The organism is Solibacillus sp. FSL R7-0668, assembly GCF_038006205.1.
Taxonomy (GTDB): Bacteria; Bacillota; Bacilli; order Bacillales_A; family Planococcaceae; genus Solibacillus.
The window spans coordinates 1-4,746 of record NZ_JBBOUU010000006.1 but is presented as its reverse complement, the minus strand read 5'-3'; the positions used below and the strand labels follow the sequence as shown (position 1 = coordinate 4,746).

Below are 4,746 nucleotides of genomic sequence, written 5' to 3'. Positions count from 1 at the left end.
CTGCTTGAATAATTTTTTTATTTTGGAAAGCAATTTTCAATGACCTACGCCAGTTACACAAAGGGCATAACCTCGCTTTACAGAAATAAGCTTGATAGAGTTTTAACCGACCATCCGCCATTTTAAACACTAAATAATTCCCACAATCATACATACGTTCAGCCTTTTTAAACAACTCATCAACTTCAGCATGATGTGCAGCCATTAAAAGTGAACGTTTTTTCTTACCTTTCCAGTCACGTTCTTTGCCTTTACTATCTTTGTCGCTCAATATTTCAAGGGAACATAATGTATTTAACTCACTATTATCATCAACTTTATTTTGCCCCCTTGATAGCACATGTCTATTTGTGCTATCATTCGGGTATGAATTCATAAATAAAACCTCTCTTTCGGGAGAGCATATAAAAAGCCCTCAGTTATTTTGTTTTCTAGACAATTACATCTTAACAGAAGGCTTTTTTTCTGTCTACCTTTTGAAAGTGACCTGAGCCCATACAGCTCTAAGGCTCAACCCTGTTTTTGACCCCTTGAGTTGTTTCTATATGTATCAAGATAAGAAAAGACCGTTTTTCGCTTTGCTCAAAACACAAAAAATCCCCTCAAAAAACTGAGGGGATTTTTTAAAACCTTAAAACCTTAAAAAACAAAAAACGTCAAACCATCGACAAAGCGAACACTTGTCTCCTCCCCCCTTGTAAATTCATGCCACTCATTTGTCGCACCATGAAATAAACGAAAGATTTTTGACTCCTCATTCGATAGGGGAGGGGAGATTAAAAGCCTTTTAAATAAATCTCAGCCAAATCCATTCGACCATCACCATGACCTAAATATGATTGAATTCGATCCATCGCCCTGGACACATCACCATACAACAAACGTTCATCTCGTGTCACTAGATGGTCCTTCCGATAACCAGCAGCACGATTTTCTAACATTCGTTGCATCATATTCCGTCCTTTTTGTTCAATCCCAAGGGATTGCAACTCATTCCGAAGCATTTCACGGGCATAAGTATGGCGAAAAGCATGAGAACCCTTCATACCTGCTCGGTTATATCCCGATTTCAGCGTATTATAACGCACAGGAACAACATATTGCCCCTGTTCCTTGCCCTGAATTAGTTCCCTCACCCTTTGTTCGTATTCAGGTCTACAAGGCGTCTCACGCTCTCTAGCAGCCTTTGTAACACCTTGTGCAGCGTTCAACGCTGTTTTATCTGCTGAAGCCACCCAAAAGAGCTTGCCAGCCTTTTCTTCAATATGGGCTACTTTGGTGTTCGCTACTTCTCGCAGACGTAACCCAAAAGCCACCTGTAAGTCCGCTCCTATCCTCACATTAGTTGAAAGCTTATTTAAGTACCCTTCAATTTCTTTGGGCGTGTACGAGCGATCCTGGGGCTTCTCACGGCTATTCGTAGCAATCAATCGGACTTTCGGAACCCAATTTCGTTGAGGAAAACCCTTTTCCTCTGAAATTCGATTCATTCCTTTTTCTAAAAGACGTAAATTGGTTTCAATATTTATGAGATGCCCAGTTGAAACACCCTCCGCTTTTTTAAAATCCAAATACGCTCTATAATGCGACCGTTTCAACTGAAAAAGATCTTTTACGCCCTTTTCGCTTTTTGCCCAATCTGCAAAATTTTGTGAAACAGATAAAGCATGTTTCACTTGGGTAATTGAATGAATACCTGTTTCTACATTCTCATCTCGTAACATTTTTTTGGAAACACCAATCCTATTTATTTTTTTGATAGATTGCTCGACTTGATATTTTAAACGGTTCCCCCCCCGTTTTTTAGACATAGAATCCCCTCCGTTCATGATAAATTTGTTGCAGTAGTCAGCTGATGCCATAAGGTGACGCATTTCCATTTCTGTTTTCACGAAATGAAAAGTCGTCACCATATGGCATCGTACACATGTAAATATTAAAGCCTAAAGCCAGCAAACTTTTCCGTTTGCTTCTATTCGTGACCCATGTCAGTCACATTTTTGCTGCGTTGCAGCAAATGGAATCGCAAGCGATCCCCTTGTCGGCTACGCCGATTGACTGCTTAAGCAGTCAAAAACAAATAGAGCACAGACCATAAACTGGTCCATGCTCTCACAACTTTTAATACAACTATCCTTTTTCTACTTACTTTTTAAACGTTGCAAAAGCTCCTTTTTTAATATTTTAATTGCCTCGTAATTACTGATATTTTCATCCGATTTTTTTGCATGCAGCACAAGCGAATCTAACAAATCCTCATCACTCGATGCTGAGACTTTAACCTTAAATACTTCCAATTTTCCATCCATTTTCGTTCCTCCTAATTTGCCTTTTTTAATTTTTATTTAACTTTTGAAATCGTTCACTTTTAAAATAATTCCTGTATCCCTTGCAACTCTATTGATTGCTCCTTTTTTATTTTATATGCTGTACTCTATACACCTTTTTTACATGCTATAACACTAATTTTAAATGAAAAAACGACTGCCATTATCCTAGCACTCGATACTTTATTTTGTTGATCCATGTGATCTGCTGGAAAAACAAAAAAAGACCTTGCCCCTTTTTGAACAAAGGTGCAAACCCCCAAAAACTTTTCACTTGGCGTGGCCGCCGAAAAAATGAACGGGGAAGAACACCCCTTTTCATTCCTTCGTCATTCCAAGCTTGTAAATCGTGTGCAGATTGTCAATGGCTTTCCGCTCCTTAATGCTCACTACGTTCCGCTTACCGCTACAAGCCATTGACAATCCACCTTATTTTACTTTCTATTCAGGATGATAATAATTCTTTTGTTACATATTAATACATAAGATTTATAAAAACATGAAAAGGAGATTTTTAATGCCTTCAAAGAAGTTATCTCTTTTAGTAATTTTTACTATAAGCATCACTATAACTTTATTATTTTTTCTCTCCCATTCTTCAGCTGAAACCCCAAAAAACCATAAACTTTCAACAACAAAAACAAATACAGAACTAATAAATTATATCAATCAATATAATTCATTAATTTTCAATCTTAATCATCAATTACGTATTAATAATTATCCTGGAGTTATAGATTATTCAATTTCCTCAGATGATAAAATTGAATTGTTAATCAAAGTAAATCAAGATATTACAGAAATAACAAAAAAAGATATAAAAAAAATAACTATAGATACAATAAAACAAAACAAATTTGATCCTGTATTATTTCATATTGATATAACTGAATATAACGATGAACCATTTTTTCAAGAAAATACAGCATCAATAAGATTAAGTTACAACGATTTAATTGGTTATATTGGAGAAAAATTATTTATTAAATATAATGTCGCTTTCAGTTTACATCACGAAATATCACCCGAAAATGTAAAAATAACTTTAAATTTACCGACTGATTATCAAACAAACAATTTAAAAATAAAAAATACAATTCTTGATATAATCCAACAACATAATCTCGACTCTAATATTTTTCAAATTAATATAACAAATAATATAAAAAGCAATTAATTCATTGTGAAGAACTCAGGACCATACGTTCCACTACAAGTACCTGATTGTCCTAAAACAGCCTCATAACTACCATTTTCAACTGTATAAGTCAAAACTTTATAACCAGTGCTATCTAAAGTTGTATGAGTTCCTAAATATAAGCCACCCAAATATTTATAAATATAAAATGTTATCGAACTTCCAGGATTACCTTGAACAATAAAAGTAACTTCTTTGGTACCCGAATTCTTGTGGTAATAAATAAATTTAGGACTTACACATGCAGCAGCTAATGAAGTTTCATCAGAATTCTCCACCAATTCATTCTCAACATCATTTAAATCTGCAGCAAAAACACTATTATTATTTGAGATTACAAAAAGAAAACTTACTAATAAAACTCCAAAAACTATTAATCTTATCTTTTTCATTAGTCTTTCCCCTCTCTCATTACAATTATTTACTTACAAAAATACTATTACACATTACTTAAGAAATCCCTTTAAAAATAATAAAAAAAATAAGAACAGAATAGCTACGGCTACTCTGTTCTTATCACATAATTATTTAAACCAACGTGCCAATAAGCCATTACATCAACAGCACCATTTGCCACTTCATCGGCGTCATCATCAATATGGATCAAGTCGCCATCCTCGGCATCGTCCAAGTTTAATTCCTTATGAATTTCTTTCAACAAACCACCATACGAAATAAGCCGTTTATATGCCAATGCCTTGTCCAAATCTTTGACCGTTTGAACATTTTCAGGTGTGACCTTATTGCCACGTATCACATCCGTATCCTTTACTGGATACTTGGAAACTTCAAAAATAGCATTTTGCTCAGCAATCACTTTTTTCATTTCCTGTTCCACTTCAACAAAATCCGTTGCTTCTGCTTTCGGCTTCACTTTTGCCACATGAACAATGGGCGTATAGTCTAATTTCATGGCACGCTGCCACATATCCGTCCATTCCGATTGTTTGATATAATTTTTTGAAAAGTAATTTGTAGGAACAGCCAACAAGACATGAAAATGAGGGTGATACGTGCCATACCATTCACTTTCTTTATCCCAGTTTCGAGTAACTTCCATTGCACGAAAATAACCACGCACCGACTTTTTAAATTTGGCATAGCCAGCAAAGCGATTCCACGCTTTTGTCATTTGATCCATTGTATCTTTTAAATTTTCACCTTCAACATTTCGAACCGTCAGCGTGAGGAAAACCCATTTTACTTTTTCACGTTCATTCA

General features: G+C 35.2%; 6 protein-coding genes. 1 reads left to right on the top strand and 5 read right to left on the bottom strand.

Going from position 1 to position 4,746, the window contains the following annotated elements:
• From MKX47_RS21400 to MKX47_RS21390, 3 genes are all read right to left on the bottom strand, one after another.
• A partial coding sequence (locus MKX47_RS21400; protein WP_340778524.1) for a protein rep occupies positions 1 to 376 on the bottom strand: 376 nt, incomplete at its 3' end.
• Between the two features lie 400 nt (positions 377 to 776).
• Positions 777 to 1,811 (bottom strand): integrase, encoded by a 1,035-nt coding sequence (locus MKX47_RS21395; RefSeq protein WP_340778523.1) that lies wholly within the window; start codon positions 1,809 to 1,811, stop codon positions 777 to 779.
• A 330-nt stretch (positions 1,812 to 2,141) separates the two neighbouring features.
• Entirely contained in the window at positions 2,142 to 2,309 is a 168-nt protein-coding gene (locus MKX47_RS21390; protein ID WP_340778522.1) for a hypothetical protein, read from the bottom strand.
• Between the two features lie 535 nt (positions 2,310 to 2,844).
• Here MKX47_RS21390 and MKX47_RS21385 point away from each other — a divergent pair.
• Positions 2,845 to 3,504 carry a hypothetical protein gene (locus MKX47_RS21385; RefSeq protein WP_340778518.1) on the top strand — a complete coding sequence of 220 codons (660 nt, stop codon included), beginning with the start codon at positions 2,845 to 2,847 and terminating at the stop codon, positions 3,502 to 3,504.
• On the opposite strand, the gene MKX47_RS21380 is transcribed toward MKX47_RS21385, so the two are convergent.
• The gene (locus tag MKX47_RS21380) at positions 3,501 to 3,917 is read right to left on the bottom strand and encodes a hypothetical protein (protein WP_340778516.1); all 417 of its coding nucleotides are present in this window, start codon (positions 3,915 to 3,917) and stop codon (positions 3,501 to 3,503) included. The genes MKX47_RS21385 and MKX47_RS21380 overlap by 4 nt on opposite strands.
• Before the next feature lie 110 nt (positions 3,918 to 4,027).
• A partial coding sequence (locus MKX47_RS21375) for a protein rep (RefSeq protein WP_340778513.1) occupies positions 4,028 to 4,746 on the bottom strand: 719 nt, incomplete at its 5' end.

Bases quoted from the DNA above. Each gene is read 5' to 3' on its own strand.
- MKX47_RS21395 (WP_340778523.1), bottom strand. From the start codon at position 1,811: ATGTCTAAAAAACGGGGGGGGAACCGTTTAAAATATCAAGTCGAGCAA.
- MKX47_RS21390 (WP_340778522.1), bottom strand. From the start codon at position 2,309: ATGGATGGAAAATTGGAAGTATTTAAGGTTAAAGTCTCAGCATCGAGT.
- MKX47_RS21385 (WP_340778518.1), top strand. From the start codon at position 2,845: ATGCCTTCAAAGAAGTTATCTCTTTTAGTAATTTTTACTATAAGCATC.
- MKX47_RS21380 (WP_340778516.1), bottom strand. From the start codon at position 3,917: ATGAAAAAGATAAGATTAATAGTTTTTGGAGTTTTATTAGTAAGTTTT.